Source organism: Nonomuraea sp. NPDC049141, assembly GCF_040648415.1.
Lineage (GTDB): Bacteria > Actinomycetota > Actinomycetes > Streptosporangiales > Streptosporangiaceae > Nonomuraea.
In genome coordinates this window covers 557,482-574,627 of the sequence record NZ_JBEZDR010000005.1, presented here as the reverse complement: position 1 = coordinate 574,627, position 17,146 = coordinate 557,482, and the positions used below count along the sequence as shown (strand labels likewise).

Below are 17,146 nucleotides of genomic sequence, written 5' to 3'. Positions count from 1 at the left end.
GTGTATCATGCGCGTCGGCCCGCATACGTAATACCCTCAGCGACGAGCAGCCGGGTATATCCGGCTGGTCGCCCATCTTCCCTTTTCCGGCGAACACCTGGATACGCTGACATCATGACCGCCCGTGGCCGACGCCAACCGACACATGTGCTGGCAAACGCATCTTTCCGCCGGCTCTGGACGGCGATGTCGGTGTGCAGCCTCGGCGACTGGCTGAACATCCTGGCACTCACCGCCCTCGCCGGAAACCTGACCCAGGGCGACTACCGCACGCAGTCACTGGCCGTCGGCGGTGTCTTCATCGCCAAGATGCTGCCCGCCGTCCTGCTCGGGCCGCTCGCGGGAGCGTTCGCCGACCGGTTTGACCGCCGGGTGACGATGTTCTCCTCCGACCTGGCCCGGTTCGCCGTGGTGCTGTCGATCCCGTTGATCGGCAGCTATCAGTGGATCATCGTCGCGACGATCCTGGTCGAGTGCGTCAACCTGTTCTGGGTCCCGGCCAAGGACGCCACGGTCCCCAACCTGGTGCCGAAGGAGCAGCTCGAATCGGCCAACCAGCTCAACCTGCTGGTCACCTACGGCAGCGCGCCGATCGCCGCGATCCTGTTCACGGCGCTGTCCGTGGTGGGCGACGTGCTGAAGAACGCCGTTCCGTTCCTGTCCGGCATGGACTCGACCGGGCCGGCGCTGGTCGTCAACGCCTGCGCGTACCTGGTGTCCGCGTTCCTGATCTTCACGCTGCGGGGCATCCCCAAGCGTGACGGCGCCATCTCCACCCCGTCGGTGCTCAAGCAGATCGTCGAGGGCTGGCGGTTCGTCGGCGGCAACCGGCTGGTGCGCGGCTTGATCATCGGCATGCTGGGGGCGTTCGCGGCGGGCGGCGCGGTCGTGGGCGTGGCGAAGATCTACGTGGGCGCGCTCGGCGGTGGCGACGCGGCCTACGGCGTGGTGTTCGCCGCGGTCTTCGTCGGCATGGCGCTGGGCATGTTCTTCGGCCTGCGGCTGCTGCGCGAGCTGTCGCGGCGGCGGCTGTTCGGCCTGGCGATCACCGTGGCGGGCGTGGTGCTGATCGCGATCGCCCTCGTGCACAACCTGGTGATCGTGGTCATGCTGACCGTGCTGCTCGGAGCGTGCGCGGGCATCGCGTGGATCATCGGCTACACGCTCATCGGCCTCGAGGTCGAGGACTCGATGCGCGGCCGGACGTTCTCGTTCCTGCAGTCGACCGCGCGGGTCACGCTGCTGTTCGTGGTGGCGGTGGCCAACCCGCTGGCCGCGCTCTTCGGCGCGCACCCGCTGCGGCTGGGCGATCTGGTCTACCAGTTCGACGGCTCCAACCTGGTGCTGGTGATCGGCGGCGTCCTCGCCACGGTCGTCGGCGTGCTGGCGCTGCGGCACATGGACGACAGGAAGGGCGTCTCGCTCTCCGAGGACCTGATCGCGGCGGTGCGTGGCGAACGGCCGCAGTCCGAGGCGGCGGAGCAGGTGCCGGGGCTGTTCGTGGCGTTCGAGGGCGGCGAGGGGTCGGGTAAGACGACCCAGTCGCGGCTGCTCGCCATCTGGCTGCGCGACCAGGGGTTCGATGTCGTACAGACCCGTGAGCCCGGTTCGACCAAGGTCGGCATGCGGCTGCGCGCGATCCTCCTCGACGCGGCCGAACGCGGGCTGTCGGCGCGCGCCGAGGCGCTGCTGTACGCCGCCGACCGGGCCGAGCACGTCGAGAAGGTCATCAGGCCGGCCCTCTACCGCGGCTCGCTGGTGATCTCCGACCGCTACGTCGACTCGTCGCTGGCCTACCAGGGAGCGGGGCGGGCGCTCGATCCCGACGACGTGTCCAAGGTCAACGCCTGGGCCACGGGCGGGCTGGTGCCGCATCTCACCGTGCTGATCGACACGCCGCCCGAGGTGGGGCTGACCAGGCTGGGCGGCGCGGCGGACCGGATCGAGTCCGAGCCGCTGGAGTTCCACGAGCGGGTGCGCAAGGAGTTCCGGACGCTGGCCGCCGCCGATCCCGGCCGCTATCTGGTGGTCGACGGGACGCTGCCGCCCGAGCAGATCACCCGGCTGATCCAGGATCGGGTGCACGAGATCCTGCCCGATCCGGTGCCCCAGGAGTCCGAGGACATCACCGGTACGATGCCCGCCATCCGCGACTAGCCTTGTCGGGTGAGCGTCTTCGATGACCTCGTCGGTCAGGACCAGGCGGTGGCCGTGCTGTCGCGCGCCGCAGCGGCGGCGGGCGACGCCGTGGGGGGTGGCCGCGGCGCGGGCATGACGCATGCCTGGCTGTTCACCGGCCCGCCCGGCTCTGGCAGGGAGGAGACGGCGCGGGCGTTCGCGGCGGCGCTGCTCTGCCCCGACGGCGGCTGCGGTCACTGCGACCAGTGCCACCAGGTGCTGATCGGCTCACACCCCGATCTCGAAACGGTACGTCCCCAGGGCCTGTCCTACAGCGTCAAGCAGACGCGCGAGCTCATCCTGCGGGCGGCCGGCGCGCCGACGCAGGGCCGCTGGCGCGTCATCCTGTTCGAAGACGCCGACCGGGCCACGGAGTCGGCGGCGAACGCCCTGCTCAAGGCCATCGAGGAGCCGCCACCCCGTACGGTCTGGCTACTGTGCTCGCCGGCCGCCGACGACATGATGATCACCATCCGGTCGCGCTGCCGCGTGGTCACCCTGGCCACCCCCCGCACGGAGGCCGTCGCCCACGTGCTGGCCACCCGCGACAGCGTGCCCTGGGACACCGCTCACTTCGCCGCCCGCGCCTCTCAGGGGCACATCAGCCGGGCTCGGGCGCTGGCCCTGGACGAAGGCGTACGCCGGCGCCGCGAGGCCGTCCTGGCCATCCCCCGCTCGCTGTCCGGGGTCGGCGAGTGCATCTCGGCCGCCGAACGCCTGGTCAAAACGGCCGAGGAAGAGGCCGCGGCGGCAACGGCCGCGCTCAACGAGACGGAGACCACCGAGCTGCGCAAGATCTACGGCGAGGGATCCACGGGCAAGGGCCTCAACCGTGGGTTGGTGCGGGGTGGCGCTGGGGCGTTGAAGGAGCTGGAGGACCGGCAGAAGTCACGCGCCACGCGCATCAAGCGGGACTCGCTCGACGCCGCTCTGCTGGAGCTGGTGTCGTTCTATCGGGACGTGCTGGCCATGCAGTTCTCGGCCGGGGTTGAGCTGGCCAACGACGACATCCGCTTTGACCTCGACCAACTGGCCAAGGTGTCGACGCCGGAGGAGACGCTGCGGCGGATCGACGCGATCATGCGGTGCCGCGAACGCCTGGACGCCAACGTCAACCCGCAGATCGCGGTCGAGGCGATGATGCTGTCCCTCCGGTCCGCCGCGTAGGCGGGTTGTTGGCTCGGTCGGTTTGGTCCGTCGTATGGCGGTCGGTTGGCTTGGGGCGCCGGGTGGCGGTCTGTCGGCTCGGGGTGGCCGGATATCGAAGCAGACGGCCAAGAAGACGCACGTCACGGCGCCCAGCCCGGTAAACCGCAGGAGCGTGCCCCTGGACGGGGGCCAGCTCCGTACGGAGGGTGGGGCCCACCGGGCTGGCCGTAAAAGGGCTCAGTAAAAGACGTGTGACCAGAGCAGCAGATGGGGCTGTGGGGCGTCTCTGTTATGTGAAAGTCGAGCAGCTGTCCCCTGGAGGGGCTCTGATACGGAAACGCGTCGATGTCGCGGCGATCTTCGCCGAGCATCATGTGGGTCTCGTCCGGCTGGCGCTGGTCATGGTCGGTGATCAGGCGACCGCCGAAGACGTCGTCCAGGAGGCGTTCACCCGTACCCACGCGGGCCGAGGGAGGTTGCGAGATCCGGACAAGGCGCTGACCTATGTGCGATCGGCGGTGTTCAACGGCTGCCGGTCGGTGATGCGGAGGCGGGCGACGGTTTTCCGCCGCGCCGTGCCGTACGAACCGCCTGTCTGGTCGGCTGAGAGCGCGGCCCTGCTGAGCGAGGAGCGTCGCGAGGTGCTGCGTGCCCTGCGAGGGCTGCCGGACCGGCAGCGCGAGGCGCTGACGCTCCGCTACTACCTCGACCTGTCCGATCAGGAGATCGCCGAGACCATGGGGATCAGCGGGAGCACCGCCAGATCCACGATCGCGCGAGGGCTCGCAGCTCTCGGCCGAGCACTTGGGGAGGATTCATGAACAGCCCTATGGAAGACCGCCTGCGCGAGGCGCTGGCCGAGGCGGGGGCGACCGTTGACACCAGCACGCTGAGCCCCCTGCAGTCGACGGGGCGGCCTCGGGTGCGGGTCGACTTCCGGCTGCTGGCTGCGGCGGGGGCGGTGGTGCTCGCGGGGGCCGTGACCGCCGCCGTGCTCATCTCACCCGGTGGCGAACAGTTCTCTCCCGGCGGCGAACAGCGAGCGGGGGTAGCCAACGCACCTGCCGATCAGAAATCCACGGATGTATCCATCTTCCTGTGCGGGAAGCTGTCGCCGAGCCAAACCTGTCCTGGGGGCAGCGTGACCGCTGAGCAGACAAAGGCGGTCATGGATGCTCTGAGGGAGGCGCCAGGGGTGATACAGGTGCTATACGTGAGTAAGGATCAGGCCTATGCGAGCTTCCGCCGAGACTACGCCGACGAAAAGGCGCTGCTTGACGCGATCGACGCGACCGACCTGCTTCCCTCGTTTCAGGTCAAACTGCGGCCGGGAGCCGATTCGAAGGTGTCGCTGGGCAAGATGAAGTCCATGGAAGGCGTGAGCGACATCACGTTTCCGGGGGAAGCCGCCGACCTGATCGGCTCAGGACCGGAGAAGACAGCAGATGTCTCTGCCTTTCTCTGCGGAGAGCAATCGAGCCTAGCGTCGTGCGGAGCCGTTGCCGCGCCCGACTCGACGCGTTCCGCTCCCAAGTTCGTCAAATACGGTAAGGCCGTCACGCCTGCCCAGCGGAGAGCTCTGGGCACGGTGATCGGCGCGATACCCGGCGTTCAGTCGACACATTTCGAGAGCCGGCAGGAGGCATACGAGAATTTCCAGCGCAGCTACAAGGGCAACAAGGCACTCGTTCAGGCCGCCAAGCAATCGGACATGCCGGAGTCGTTCCGCCTTCAGTTGAGGCCGGATGCTGACTGGGACAAGGTGATCACCAAGCTGCAGGGCATCCCCGGTGTCGCGATCGTCATCAACAGCAAGTGCATGACTGAGCGGGTCACGCTTCGGACGCACTATGGCATCTCCCTTCTTAAGGGCAAGGTCTGCGGCCCTCCGACGGAGTAGGGCTCTCACGCTGCGCGTGCCCGCACACGTAATGTGGCATCCGAAGGCCGTACCAACCCCCTAGGCCGTCAGGAGGCGAGCTCGAGCCCATGGGAATGATCATGGCCGTGAGCTTCACCCGCTACGGGCGGCTCTACTACCTCGATCCCGGTGGCCACACCCCCAAGGTGGGCGACAAGGTGCTGGTCCCGACCGACTCGGGTCCTGAGGTGGCGGAGTGCGTGTGGGCGCCGCAATATTCGAGTGAAGACATCGACGGAATGCCGGTGTGTGCGGGCATAGCGGGAGAGGAGCACCTCTCCCGCGACGAGACCAACAAGCGCCGCAGGGCCGAGGCCCGCAGCGTGTCCAAGCGGTTGATCAAACGGCACGAGCTGCCGATGAAGGTGGTGGGCGTCGACTACCTCGATCAGGACAATGTCTACACGGTTTACTTTTCCGCTCCGCATCGGGTCGACTTCCGCGCGCTCGTCCGGGACCTGGCCCGCAACCTGCGGGCCCGGGTGGAGCTGCGCCAGATCGGCCCGCGTGACGAGGCACGTTTGCAGGGCGGCATCGGCCCATGTGGCCGCGACCTGTGCTGCGCCACGTTCCTCAAGGACTTCGAGCCGGTCTCCGTACGCATGGCCAAGGACCAGGACCTACCGGTCAATCCTCTGCGTATCGCCGGGGCGTGCGGGCGGCTGATGTGCTGTCTCAAGTACGAGCATCCGCTCTATGTCGAGACCCGCAGCAGAATGCCGCGCACTGGAAGCCGGGTGAGCACGCCGCAGGGAGAGGGAAGTGTCCTCGGGCATAACGTTCCGGCGGACACGGTGACGGTCCGGCTGGACGACGGCGGAAGGCGCTGTGCGTGTCCGTCCGCCTCGGTCTGCTCGCCACGGCAGCAGCACGACAAGATGTACGGAGAGGACGGCGGCCCGCCGGCTCCCGGCGAGTAGCTCCACGACGGACAACGGGTATCTCTACCAGGGGCAACGGGTGAAAGTTCACGGGCGGTGCTCGTGAACTTTCACGCTCGCGGTTGTGCTCGCGAGTTGGCGAAGGCCGGGGATGGCATGGGGGTGGCAAGGCTTGCCTGGCCCAGATGCCGCGCGGAGCGCCCGTCGGTTTGTTGAGGACCGGGTAGTTGGGGGGCCGGGCAGTTGGGAGGTGGGAAGCGCGTAGGATTGCGGAGCGTGTGGTTCCGAGCACTGATCGCTGTCGCCGCGACTGTGTTGTTCGCCTCCGGCTGTGCCTCGACAGAGGAGCCGGCGAGCGGGCTGCGCTGGTCCGACTGCGGGGACGGGTTCGAGTGCGCGAAGCTCTCGGTGCCGCTCGACTACGGCGCCCCGGACGGGGAGCACATCAAGATCGGTGTGGTCCGGCTGCCGGCCACCGGCGACCGGATCGGCTCCTTGGTCGTCAACCCGGGCGGTCCTGGAAGTTCCGGCGTCAGCTATGCGCGGGCCGCCCGATCGATCATGAGCGAGAAGGTACGCGAACGGTTCGACGTCGTGGGGTTCGATCCACGCGGTGTGGGTGAGTCGGCGCCGATCGAGTGTCTGAGCGACGCGCGGCTCGATGCGTTCATCGCCCTGGACGCCACCCCCGACACACCGCAGGAGCGGGCCGCGCTCGAGCAGGGCTCACGCGAGTTCGCGAAGGGCTGCCAGGCCGGGGCCGGCCGCTTGCTGCCGCATGTGGGCACCGTTGACACCGCCCGGGACATGGACGCGCTGCGCCAGGCGCTCGGCGACCAGAAGCTGACCTACCTCGGCAAGTCCTATGGCACCTTCCTGGGCGCGGTATATGCGGATATGTTCCCCGGCAAGGTCCGAGCCCTCGTCCTCGACGGCGCTCTAGACCCGGCCGTCTCCCGCCTGAAGCTCAATGCCGACCAGGCCATGGGTTTCGAGCGCGCCCTCCATGCGTACATAGAGTCCTGCCTGACCGAAGGCAACTGCCCGTTCCGCAGCCGTACCGTCGACGGCGTCTTGGCCGAGATCACCGACCTGCTGCACCGCACGGACGCCAGCCCGCTGCCCGGCGAGGGACGGCAGGCCACCGAGGCGCTGGCCACGCTCGGCGCGTTGACCCCGCTCTACGACCGCGGCTCCTGGCCCGAGCTCACCGAAACGTTCCGTCAAGCCCTGAAAGGCGACGGCAAACTGCTCCTCCGCAACGCCGACCAACTCATCGACAGACACAACAACGGCGTCTATTCCAACCAGACCGAGGCCAACATGGCCATCAACTGCGTAGACAGCCCCTATCCCAAGAACGCCGCCGCCTACGCGACCGCGGCGGCGCAGGCCGAACGCGAGGCGCCCAGGTTCGGCGCCTACCTCATGTGGAGCTCGCTCCCGTGCGCCTTCTGGCCCGCCAAACCGACACTGATAAACCGCCCACTCACCGCCAAAGGCGCCGCCCCGATCCTGGTCATCGGCACCGAACGCGACCCGGCCACCCCGTACGAGTGGGCGCAGGCCCTGGCGGACGAACTCGACTCGGGCGTGTTCCTCGGCTACGACGGCGACGGGCACACGGCGTACTTCAACGGCTCGACCTGCGTGGACGACGCCGTGGACCACTACCTGCTGACGGGCACGCCACCACAGGACGGGACATTCTGTCCGGGCATCGGCTGATCGAAGGGAGCAAGAACCCCTTGGGCTCCTGTAGACTCATTCACGCTGTACGGCACGCCGCCTTAGCTCAGTCGGCCAGAGCACTTCACTCGTAATGAAGGGGTCTCGGGTTCGAATCCCGAAGGCGGCTCCCAGCTAGAAGGCCCCTCGTGGTGATCGCGAGGGGCCTTTTGCAATCAGGGGTACCGTGCCGGACCCTTGTGTGTCCTATGAGACCCTCTGCCATGCCCGTTGCCAATGAATGGCTGGCTGGTCCGTCACCAACCAAGCGCCTGGACAGAGAACTGCTGGAAGAGCGCATCCTGAACCTGCTCTCATCGCAGAACATGTGTGTCCTGGCGACATCCGGGGCTGACGGGCCGCTGGCGACCCCCGTGCGTTACTTCCACCTGGGCTTCGCGCTCATGTTCACGGCGGTGCCCACGTCTCCCAAGATGCGGAACGTAGCCGCGGACCCCAGGGTCTCGATCGGCATATTCGCCCCGCTGGTGGGACAGGCCAGCAGCCGAGGCGCCCAGGTCTTCGGACGAGCCCGCGTTCTCGGGATCGATGATCCGGAGTTCTCGCACTACTGGCCTGCGTTCAGGTGGCAGTCGGATCATGTGGAGCGTTCGCGCCCGCTCGACGAACCGCCGTCCGGCCCGCTGACCGTTGTCGAAGCTGATCGGATTGTCTATACAGAACACTGGCTTCGACGAAGCGGGTATGCACCGCGTCAGTTCTGGAAGCGGCAGGAAGATTGAGGCTGAACGAGAGGTGTGTCTGGTCCCATGAGATGCCTGCCGTTTCTGTCCACAACATAGGCGACAGGCGATCTCAGCGGCGACGTGGACGTTCGGAGCCGGCCAAAGCGAATGTGAAACCTGAGGTCAGAGCGCCCCGGGGGGTCCAGGTAGGACGATGCCGAAGAAGTCCTGCGCCTTGTACGTGGCGAGCTTCCTGGCCTTACCGGTCCTGACGTTCACCGCATAGGCGGTCATGGCCAGGGACGGCGGGTCGACCACCGCGGGCTCGTCGTCCGGCACTTCGGATGCCGGTCTGCACCGCACGGACGTGGTGAGAGCGGTTACCTCGTCGGCGCTGAGCCAGGTGCGCAGCGAGATCTGGGAGACGTCCGGGGACAGGCCGCTGATGGCGGTCGTCTTCCGCTTCTTGCCGGTGGACGTGTCCATGAGGGCGAGGTCGCCATGACGGCAGGGCTTCTCGGCGGTGCTGCGGTCCTCGATCACCGCGACGGTCTTCCCGTCGGGGGCGAGCGGGCTGAAGTGGTAGTGCTTCGGCAGGATGACCGATGTAGAGTTGCCCGCCGATGAGGACGGCCACAGGTTCGAGATCGTTCGCAGCTGCGAGTTGGGCGAGTATTCCGCGAGCGTGATGGTGGCGCCGTCCTGTGACAGGCCGATGGGGACCCAGCGGTTCGGCAACTGGCGGACGACTCTGTCGCGCATGTCGATGAGCAGCGCGGGGTCCTTGAAGTCCGGGACCTTGCTGAAAGCCACGAACCGGCCGTCGTCCGACAGCATCAGGTGCGAGATGCTGCCCAGCCAGCTCTTCGGTACCTTGTCGGCGGCCGTCGTACGCCGGCCCGAGGCCAGGTCGCGGACCTGGAAGGTCCCTTCCTTGGCGCTGTAGTAGGCGATCTTCCGGCCGTCCCGGCTGATCGCCAGTGGGCTGTCCCGCAGTCCGCTACGCCCAGGGCTGAGGCTGGGCAGCGCCTCGGTGACGTAGTAGGCCTTCCCGCTCCGCGTGACCACGCGCCAGCCCCCGTCCCGGCAGCCCGACGGCGCTTTTCCCCGGTCCGGCTTGCAGAAGGTCTTGTACGCGTGGCTCAGCGGCCCCACTCCGCGCGCCGGCAGGTCGCCTTGGGAAGCGGCCTCCTGCGATCCGTTCGGCAGTAGCCGGACGGCGGCCGTCACACCAAGAGCGGTGATCACGACCATGGCCGCCGCGAGAGACGACATCACGGTACGCCGCCTGCGATCACGCGTCGCGATCGTGCGTTCGGCCAGGTCCACCTGTGGAGACTCGTCGGCCAGGTCGACGAGCACGTTCCGTAGCCAGGTCATCGGTAGGCCTCCTCGGCTTCCAGGTCCGCGAGTTTCGGCGCCAGTTCGGGCGCCAGTTCGCGTAAACGGGCCAGTGCGTAGTGGGCCTGGCTCTTCACCGTCCCGATCGAGCAGTTCAGCAGCTCAGCTGTCTCACGTTCGGTCCGGTCCTCGTAGTAGCGCAGAACGATCACCGCCCGCTGCCGGGGTGGCAATCGCATGAGAGCCCGGCGCATGACGAGCCGCACGATGGTGGAGTCCTCGCTCGAGTACGGCCGGTCGGGCGGGTCTGCGGTCGGCAGCTCGGTCCTGACCCGGTGCCGCCGCCACGAGATGTACTGGTTCAGCAGCGCCTTGCGCACGTACGCCTCGGGGTGCTCGACGCGCGACAGCCTGGACCAGCGTCGGAGCACCTTGAGCAGGGCGCTCTGCAGCAGGTCCTCGGCCTGGTGGGCATCTCCCGTGAGCAGGTAAGCGGTGCGCATCAGCGCCTGCTGATGGCCGGCGACGAACTCGCGGAAGCTGTCATTGCGATCCAAGGCGACTCCTCTCGACCGTTACCGACTCCGGTGACGTGTCGAAAGGTTCGGTCCGCCCGGCCAGAACTTCGTGTCGCGTTCTTGCACACCGCCGGCAGCACCGCCGGCACAGCCCGATACCGCTGCTCGGCAACGGACATATCCCACCGGGACTAATCCCAGCCTCCCGACGCGCGATGCCGCACGAAAGGATGACCGACGACAGCACCCGTCACCGATGTCTTGGGATCAGTAGTCCCGCTCGGGCAGCCGCAGCCAGCTGTCGGCCGGGCCGATGATCGGCCGGGCGTCGGCCGGGCGCAGGTTTGCGCCGGCGCAGCAGAACGCTACAGGGTGGTTGCGGTAGAGGTGGGCAGCGAGGATCTTGTCGGCCACGGCGTCAGGGGGGACCATGTAGGCGCTGTCCGGCTCCCAGGCTACGACCACGCCGTGTCGGGCGATGTGCCCGAAGATGCCGCCTTTGGGATTGGAGTACATGCTGTAGCAGACCGTGCCCCGTGAGACGCGCTTGACGACGCCGGGCGTGGACGGGGTGAGACCCCAGGGTTGGGTGATGACGCAGCCGCCGGGCACGCCCGTGATGCCGACGATCGAGTCGGCGTCCGGGATGTTCCACCAGGCCTCGTAAAGAACGTCGATGTCCACGTCGTCGGCAGGTGCGGCTTCCAGGCGCGCTGTCGCCTCGGCTGCGCTGACATCGGCCACGCAGGCCAGGCTCAGGCCGCCGTGATAGAAGTCTCCCAGCGCGGGGATCAGACGTTTGGCCTCCGCCGCGGCGGCGGCCTCGGCCTCGGACAGACCGATCTCCGGAGAGGGGACGGGGAAGAGGTCGGGGGTGGGGCCGGCCAGGCTGAGGCGGCCGGGGGACCAGCCGTCCATCATGAGGCGCCACGGGTCCGCTCCAGCGGCGAGGAGAGCTCGGGCGTTGTCCACGCGGCCTTCGAAGACGGCCATCCAGAGCGCGGTACGGCCTCGATGTTCGGCGTCGACGTCGTCGACGCGCCTGGCCAGTTCGGCGACCACTTCAGGCGATCCCTGCTCAGCCGCGATGTGGAGCGGCTTTTCAAAGATGCGCACGCCGGAGTTGGGGTCAGCACCCGCGGCGAGCCGGGCGCGGATCAGGTCGAGGTCTGTCCACCCGTCATAGCCGACGACCCACCATCCGACATCGTCGTCGGTAGCAGCCATGGCACTCCTTCAAGAGCGCAGGGGACACGTGAGCTACTGATCATGGCCTGCTGGGCCGACAATTTTGGTGGTCGAGGGCCTTGCGGGTCTCTGGGCCGGCGATCTGGGGGTAGACGTTCATGGTCATCGAGATCTGCGAGTGTCGCGGGATGCGCCTCGCGACCCGAGGGTGAACGTCCGGGGCGGCGAGCATCGAGGCGCGCCGCTCAAGCGCATCGATCAGTCGTGTAGGTGACGCCGCCTGGCGGGGCCGCTACCTGCCGAGGTCTGCCAGCGTATTTCCACAAGCAGGAGCCTGTTGCCCGACTTTCGGGCGTGCCTTTATGGAGTCCCGGGCAGCGTCATCAGTATGAAGGCTGGAAGACGGATAAAGACCATCATATTCACCGGCTCTGCTCTGCTCGTGGCTGCGGCCTGCGGGAGCGCCGACACTCAGTCCAGTGCCGTCAAGGCGGCGCCCGCAGAGGGCGCCGCCGTCGGCCTTACCTCAACGTCGGCGCCATCGGGTGACCCCGCTCAGGGATCCGGCGGTATGGCGAGTCTCGAGAAGGCGATCGCCGCGGCCATGGACGCCGTCAAGGGCTCCACGGTCCTCTCGGTTCAGTCGGAGAACGGCGGCCAGCTCTGGGAGGTCCAGCTGGCCGGATCCGACGGCACCGAGCGGCTACTGGAGGTAGACGCGGCAGGGAAGGTGGTCTCGGGACCCAGGGTCAAAGACACTGGCAAGGGGGAGAAGGCCAGGGTCATGGGCATCATCAAGGATGCCGAGCTCACCTTCAAGGACGCGGTGGAGAAGGTGTCCTCCTCGGTGCACGGCAAGATCAGTCATATGAGCCTGGACAGGTACAACAACAACGATCTCCTCGTCTGGGATGTCGATGTCGCCACCCCGGACGGCACTTGGCAGGGGGTCAAGGTTGACGCCAAGACCGGCGCCGTGACCAAGAACGACTAGAGGGTTTGGGATGGTTTGCAGCGCACGGCCGTAGTCTCGCCGCGCAGGGTGCACCATCCGGCCGCGTACGGGACGAGCAGCGTGTCTCCGGCCTTGACCGGGACCGGCGGGCCCTGTTCGCTCGTGATGGTCCCGTCGCCGGAGGTGACTGTGACGACGGAGTACGCCGGTTCCAGCACGCTGACGGGATCGGGGCGCAGCCTCTCGGCCGCGAAGAACTCGTCGGCGAGCTGGGGGAAGAGGCGGCGGACTCCGGGCCGGTCGTCGCTGGACGAGGGGCGGGCTCGGTGTAGCTCGGTCAGCCGTTCCGCGCCCAAGCCGCTTCTGTCGACACAGCCGAGCGCCTGGTCGTAGCCGAGTCCCAGGTGCCCGTTGGCCGGGCCGTCAATGGCGAAGCCCTCCCATTCGAGCAGTACGGAGAAGTCGGTCGGCTCCTGCACCTCGACCAGGAGGATCCCGGCCCCGATGGCGTGCGGCAGACCGGCGGGGCACACGATGGCGTCGCCGGCCCGCACCTGCACGCGGTTCGTGGCGTCGAGCATCTGGTCGATCCGCTGGTCCGCGACCCAGCGGGACAGTTCGTCCGGCTCGACGTCCCGGGCGAAGCCGAGATGTACCGCCGCCTCCGGTTCGGCCGAGACGACCACCCATGCCTCGGTCTTTCCATAGGGCGAGGCCAGATGGGCGGCGGCGAAGCGCCGATCGGGGTGCACGTGCAGCGGTAGCCGTTCCCCCGCGTCCAGCAGCTTCACCAGGATCGCGGGGTCGGCGCCGTGCTCCGCGACGTGCCGTTCCCCCAGCCACCACACGGGATCGTCGGCGATCGCCTTGGCAAGGGACCGGCCGTCGGGCAGCGTGGTCAGTCCCGCGGGCGCCGCCCCGAACCGGCTGGTGGTCGAGGCGACCCAGTCCTCCGGATAATAGGGATCATCGGCGGATGGGATCCCGCGGAACTGGGCGATGCGTCCGGCACCGCGGTAGAACGATCGTGGGGTGTTCGCGGGTAGGGGATAGATGGTCATGCATGTGCTCCCAGGTCAGCGTGCCAGGTTCGGTACCACTCGGCGGGAAGTTCCTTGACCACCTCGTCGAGCGGCCGGGCCGGCGTGTAGGAGCGACCGTACCGGCGCGTCACGGCGTTGAGCTCTTCGAGTCGTGCCCTGGCCGCCCGGATGGCCTGGTCGCGGGCCTCGGCGTCGTGGGTGGACACGGCGTCGCGCCAGATCGAGCGGCCGGCGAGGTAGCCGGCGGCGCCGGCCTGGCACGCGATCTCGACTTGTGTCTTGAAGTCGGCATATTCCACCCCGGCGGACAGGATCACCCACGGCACGCTCACCATCCCGTCCAGCTCCGCACAGGCGGCGGCGGCCTGCGCGCGTCCTTCCGGCGTGTCGACGTAGCCGGGGAACTCCACCTTGAGCATGTCGACGCCGAGTTTGTTGGCGGCCGCGGCGGAGGCGATGATGCCGCGCACCCGGTGGGCCTTCCACTCGGCTGTGGTCGGGTCCTCGCCCGGCAGCGGGTACCAGATCGGCTCGACCACCAGCGGCAGGCTCAGCTCGGCGCACTCGGCGGCGAGGTCGGTCACGAGCTTCCGCTGCTGCTCGGCGACGACTCGATCACCGTCGAGGCGGTAGAACCACAGCAGCTTGCACATGTCGGCGCCGGCCATCTTGATCCGGGTGGCGCTCCAGTTCTCGCGCAGCCGGGTACGGCGTGGGCCCTCCAGATGCCGATAGTCCTCGTCCTCGATGCTCGACATCAGCCCGACGCTCCCCGGCACCGCGCCGGAGGCCACGAGATGGCCGAGGGCGTACAGCGGATCGAGCAGTACGGCCGAGATCGACGGGGCCAGGGCGCGGACCACCGCGTCCTTGGCGGTGACGACATCGGCGAAGGTGACGGTCGCCGGGTCGGGGGCGAGCAGTTCGGCGAAGTCGGACAGGTGATCGAGGGCGCAGATCAGGAAGAATCCGTCGGCGCTGGTGACGCGCTGCAGGCCACGGACCTTGCCAGGATCTATGAGCGGATTCATGGAATGTCTCCAGGTGATAGGCGGACATAGGGCTTGGGGGGTACGTCAGGGTTGGCGGGCAGGCAGCCGGCGAGCAGTACCCCGGCGACGAATGTGTCGCCGAGGCCGATCGTGGCGGCGGGGCGCGACAGGTACGGCGTCGGCACGCACTCGGCGTGCCAGCCGTCGCCGAGCGGCCTTCCCTCGGGCCGGTCGTCCGTTAACGTCACGGCCGGGTCGAGGCCGAGGTCGGCTGTGGGTCTTCCGTGGCGGGCGCGGGAGGCGGCGAGCAGGTTGCCGATGCGCAGCGCGCCGGCGGCCGGCTCAGGGTCGCCCCTGTGTACGACCAGCGACCAGGCGTCGGCATGCACGAACACCCGGTCGAACCGGTAGTGCTCGGCCAGCTCGCGCGCCGCGGCGGCGGGATCGCCGGCCGGCCGCATGATCGCCAGCTCGGCGAGGCTGAGCCCGAGGGTGTGGGCAATCCCGGTGTACGCGGCGCTGACCTCGGCGAGCGCGCCAGGCCGCGGATACTCGGCGAGCTCGAGATGTACCCATGGGAGCCCGGCCGTCCGCCAGCTCGCGGCCAGGTCGCGCAGCCAGGCCCGGGCGGTGTGATCCGCGTCGGGCACGCCGTTGAGCCCGGAGACGAGTCCCGCACCAGCGGTCTCGGCCAGCGCGGGGCCGAGCGCGGCGAACGCCTCGTCCCGCTCGATTCCGTCTTCGGAGAGCCGGACGATGATCCGGCTGGACCGGCGTACGGTGCCCGCGTGCCAGCGGGTGCCTGCCACGTACTCAAGGATGTAGTGGGGCGGTTTGGCCGGGACGCCATGGGCAGCCGTGCCGGCCACGGGCCGCACCGTACCGTCGTCGCACAGGCCGATGGCGGGGTGCAGTACGGCCAGTTGCTCGGTGCTGCGGTCGGCGAGGGCGAGCACGCTTGGCGCGTTCAGGACGGCCAGCACCCAGGCGGCCTGGGCGCCCGTCCCGCCGACCTGGCGCGCCGCCGGTGGGCCGAGCAGTTCGTCGAGCGCCGGCCGCAGTTCGGGCGCGGGTACGAACACCTCGCCGTCGCGGCCGTCCAGGATGCGGCGCAGCACCTCGCCCGAGAGGGCGGCGAGCGGCTCGCGGTCGGCCCGCGCCGCTGGGGTCAACCGGTTGAGCGGCCCGCGGTCGGCGCGCGCCGCCTCGGTCAGCCGGTCGAGTGCCGGGGGATCGAGCCGGTAGACGTGGTCGACGCAGGTGTTGAAGCCGGCGAGCAGTGGGCGGGCGGCGGGGGCGTCGTCCAGGACGGCGGCGGCGACCTGCTCGTACGTGGCGCGCCAGTCGCGGGCCATCAGCCTCTCACCGCCCCTGCGGTCAGGCCTTGTCCGATCCTGCGCCGGAAGATCATCAGGAGCATGACGAGCGATACGGCGACCACGATCGGTGCCGCGGCGACGAGGTCAGCTCGACGCTGCCGGTGCCGCCGCCTGAAGAGGAGCCACAGGCGGACAACAGCGGCACCGTAACCGCAGGGCTGAGGGTGGCGCGCCGACTGAAAGGTCGGGGATTGCTGGATTTCATCGCTTCTCCTCGGGCGCAGGAGCCTGAACGCAGTGGTTCGGGGGGCGACGTGTTGCGTTTGCCTGCTGTTTGCGCTAGGCATGTTCGCCGATATCTGCGAGAATATGCTTGGTTTAACAATGCGGTCAACGGTAATGTCGCAAAATCCGGGAACTAACCGCAACTAGCCGCATTCCTCAGGAGCGGATCATGCAGGATACGGCACTGCCTGGCAGACGTCGCGCCGAACTCGTGAGGCACGTTCGCGAACGCGGTCACGCCACGGTCGCCGAGCTGGCAGAACGCTTCGCCGTGTCGATGGACACCATCCGTCGCGACCTCGACCACCTCGCGGAGCGGCAGCTGATCGCCCGCACCCACGGTGGCGCGATGCACACCGACGAACTGGCCACGGCCGACTCTCCTTTCGACAGCCGCGCGGCCGTGCACCACCCGGCCAAGCAGGCCATCGGCATCGCCACGGCGAAGCTCATCTCCAACGGCGAGACCCTGATCGTCAACGGCGGCACGACCACGCTCGCGGTGGCCCGGGCCCTCACCGGCAAGCGCGACCTCACCGTGGTGACGAACAACCTCCGCCTGCCCGCCGAGATCCCGCAGGAAGCCGTGCGCGACCTCTATGTCATCGGCGGCACCTGCCGCATCCCGTCCAACGTCACCATCGGGCCGGTGGCGTTCGCCGACACCGACGGCATCAGCGCCGACACCGCTGTGATCGGCGTCGGCGGCATCTCGACCGGCGGCGGACTGTCCACCAGCAACCTGCACGAAGCCCAGATGATCCGCCAGATGATCGACGCCGGCACACGGGTCATCATCGTGGCCGACTCGTCGAAGTTCGGCAGAAGCGCATTCGTCCACATCTGCGGCCTCGACCGAGTATCGGTCCTGGTCACCGAAGCCTTGCCGCCCGATGACCTCGCCGTGGCGTTGAAGGACACCGGGGTGGAACTGGTCATGGTGGGATGAAGCGTCGTCTGGT

General features: G+C 68.4%; 16 protein-coding genes and 1 tRNA gene. 11 read left to right on the top strand and 6 right to left on the bottom strand.

The features are described 5' to 3' along the window. Positions 1–114 precede the first annotated feature (114 nt). The 8 genes from tmk to AB0B91_RS18755 all read left to right on the top strand — a co-directional run bounded on the left by tmk (position 115) and on the right by AB0B91_RS18755 (position 8,600). Positions 115–2,157: a dTMP kinase gene (gene tmk / locus AB0B91_RS18790; protein WP_358320678.1), complete on the top strand. Its 2,043-nt coding sequence runs from the start codon at positions 115–117 to the stop codon at positions 2,155–2,157. A 9-nt stretch (positions 2,158–2,166) separates the two neighbouring features. After that, a complete protein-coding gene (locus AB0B91_RS18785) occupies positions 2,167–3,345 on the top strand; it encodes a DNA polymerase III subunit delta' (RefSeq protein ID WP_358320675.1) in 1,179 nt (392 codons plus the stop codon). Positions 3,346–3,620: 275 nt separating this feature from the next. Beyond that, positions 3,621–4,148 (top strand): SigE family RNA polymerase sigma factor, encoded by a 528-nt coding sequence (locus AB0B91_RS18780; RefSeq protein WP_308127204.1) that lies wholly within the window; start codon positions 3,621–3,623, stop codon positions 4,146–4,148. An 8-nt stretch (positions 4,149–4,156) separates the two neighbouring features. Then, on the top strand, positions 4,157–5,227 hold the full coding sequence (locus AB0B91_RS18775) for a permease-like cell division protein FtsX (protein WP_358320672.1): 1,071 nt from the start codon (positions 4,157–4,159) through the stop codon (positions 5,225–5,227). 95 nt (positions 5,228–5,322) lie between these two features. Next, entirely contained in the window at positions 5,323–6,168 is an 846-nt protein-coding gene (gene ricT, locus AB0B91_RS18770; RefSeq protein ID WP_358320819.1) for a regulatory iron-sulfur-containing complex subunit RicT, read from the top strand. A gap of 237 nt (positions 6,169–6,405) precedes the next feature. Then, entirely contained in the window at positions 6,406–7,857 is a 1,452-nt protein-coding gene (locus AB0B91_RS18765) for an alpha/beta hydrolase (RefSeq protein ID WP_358320669.1), read from the top strand. Positions 7,858–7,913: 56 nt separating this feature from the next. Beyond that, positions 7,914–7,987 (top strand) — tRNA-Thr (locus AB0B91_RS18760). Positions 7,988–8,081: 94 nt separating this feature from the next. Continuing rightward, positions 8,082–8,600: a pyridoxamine 5'-phosphate oxidase family protein gene (locus AB0B91_RS18755; protein ID WP_358320667.1), complete on the top strand. Its 519-nt coding sequence runs from the start codon at positions 8,082–8,084 to the stop codon at positions 8,598–8,600. A gap of 126 nt (positions 8,601–8,726) precedes the next feature. On the opposite strand, the gene AB0B91_RS18750 is transcribed toward AB0B91_RS18755, so the two are convergent. The 3 genes from AB0B91_RS18750 to AB0B91_RS18740 all read right to left on the bottom strand — a co-directional run bounded on the left by AB0B91_RS18750 (position 8,727) and on the right by AB0B91_RS18740 (position 11,629). After that, a complete protein-coding gene (locus tag AB0B91_RS18750) occupies positions 8,727–9,923 on the bottom strand; it encodes a hypothetical protein (RefSeq protein WP_358320665.1) in 1,197 nt (398 codons plus the stop codon). Further along, complete coding sequence (locus AB0B91_RS18745; RefSeq protein WP_358320662.1) at positions 9,920–10,441, bottom strand: SigE family RNA polymerase sigma factor; 522 nt, start codon at positions 10,439–10,441, stop codon at positions 9,920–9,922. Before AB0B91_RS18745 ends, AB0B91_RS18750 begins: the two co-directional genes overlap by 4 nt. A 228-nt stretch (positions 10,442–10,669) precedes the next feature. Next, positions 10,670–11,629, bottom strand: a complete 960-nt coding sequence (locus AB0B91_RS18740) for an ankyrin repeat domain-containing protein (protein WP_358320659.1) — start codon at positions 11,627–11,629, stop codon at positions 10,670–10,672. Positions 11,630–12,161: 532 nt separating this feature from the next. Here AB0B91_RS18740 and AB0B91_RS18735 point away from each other — a divergent pair. Further along, on the top strand, positions 12,162–12,584 hold the full coding sequence (locus AB0B91_RS18735) for a PepSY domain-containing protein (protein ID WP_358320656.1): 423 nt from the start codon (positions 12,162–12,164) through the stop codon (positions 12,582–12,584). Here the strand turns inward: AB0B91_RS18735 and AB0B91_RS18730 are convergent. The 3 genes from AB0B91_RS18730 to AB0B91_RS18720 are packed head-to-tail and all read right to left on the bottom strand — an operon-like array spanning position 12,581 to position 15,935. Further along, positions 12,581–13,606 (bottom strand): class I mannose-6-phosphate isomerase, encoded by a 1,026-nt coding sequence (locus tag AB0B91_RS18730; RefSeq protein WP_358320653.1) that lies wholly within the window; start codon positions 13,604–13,606, stop codon positions 12,581–12,583. The genes AB0B91_RS18735 and AB0B91_RS18730 overlap by 4 nt on opposite strands. Next, complete coding sequence (locus tag AB0B91_RS18725; protein ID WP_358320650.1) at positions 13,603–14,619, bottom strand: tagatose 1,6-diphosphate aldolase; 1,017 nt, start codon at positions 14,617–14,619, stop codon at positions 13,603–13,605. Before AB0B91_RS18725 ends, AB0B91_RS18730 begins: the two co-directional genes overlap by 4 nt. Then, a complete protein-coding gene (locus AB0B91_RS18720) occupies positions 14,616–15,935 on the bottom strand; it encodes an ADP-dependent glucokinase/phosphofructokinase (protein WP_358320647.1) in 1,320 nt (439 codons plus the stop codon). Before AB0B91_RS18720 ends, AB0B91_RS18725 begins: the two co-directional genes overlap by 4 nt. A 29-nt stretch (positions 15,936–15,964) precedes the next feature. Between AB0B91_RS18720 and AB0B91_RS18715 the strand changes: the two genes are divergently transcribed. Together AB0B91_RS18715 and AB0B91_RS18710 are read left to right on the top strand one after the other, a co-directional pair. After that, on the top strand, positions 15,965–16,321 hold the full coding sequence (locus AB0B91_RS18715) for a hypothetical protein (protein ID WP_358320644.1): 357 nt from the start codon (positions 15,965–15,967) through the stop codon (positions 16,319–16,321). Positions 16,322–16,353: 32 nt separating this feature from the next. Then, positions 16,354–17,133, top strand: a complete 780-nt coding sequence (locus AB0B91_RS18710; protein ID WP_358320641.1) for a DeoR/GlpR family DNA-binding transcription regulator — start codon at positions 16,354–16,356, stop codon at positions 17,131–17,133. The last annotated feature ends 13 nt before the right edge of the window (positions 17,134–17,146 follow it).